This is a genomic window from Undibacterium sp. TC9W (genome assembly GCF_049339865.1).
In the GTDB taxonomy this organism is placed as follows: Bacteria; Pseudomonadota; Gammaproteobacteria; order Burkholderiales; family Burkholderiaceae_D; genus Undibacterium.
The window spans coordinates 1-662 of sequence record NZ_JBMPPJ010000066.1 but is presented as its reverse complement, the minus strand read 5'-3'; the positions used below and the strand labels follow the sequence as shown (position 1 = coordinate 662).

1 protein-coding gene is annotated in these 662 nt (G+C 52.4%); it reads left to right on the top strand.

Annotated elements, in window-relative coordinates; all coding sequences use genetic code 11:
- Positions 1 to 662 (top strand): DUF4214 domain-containing protein (locus ACO0LN_RS30265; protein WP_422980465.1); only part of this gene is annotated, 662 nt, incomplete at both ends.

Sequence of the window (662 nt, the reverse complement as noted above, 5' to 3'; positions counted from 1 at the left end):
ACACTGAACCAAATCGCCGACAGCTTCTCCAAACAAGCAGAATACGCCACCGTATTCGCTGGTAAAACAACAGAAGACACCGTCAACACCATCTACAACAACCTGTTCGGCCACAAAGCTGACGTAGCAGGTCTCAACTACTGGACAGGCCAACTGTTGAATGGCAAAGTCACCCTCGGTCAAGCCGCTCTGGCCATCCTCGGTGGTGCTACTGGTGCAGACAAAGTTGCCGTTGACTCCAAAGTTGCCGCTGCTACTTCCTTCACAACAGCCATCGACACCAACGAAGAAATCGTTGCCTACTCCCTGCCAAGCAACACAGCCCTGGCCAAGGATTGGTTGAGCAAAGTGTTGGATTCCGCTACACAAGCATCCCAAATCGCTGTTCAAGATGCAGTCCTGACATCCATCGTTAACGGTGGCGGTGTTAAAGACTTCACACTGACAAGCAACACAGACGTCGCTACTGCTGAGAACTTCACAGCCGGCCTGGTGTACACACCAAACGGTGGTTCCCGTGTTAACGCCCTGCAAGACGAAGACGTACTGACAGGCTCCAACACATCCGCCACAGCCAACAACAAATTGACAGCCACACTGGGTAACTCCAATGACAACGGCGCGCCAATCATCACCCCAACGCTCAAAAACATCCAGACAGC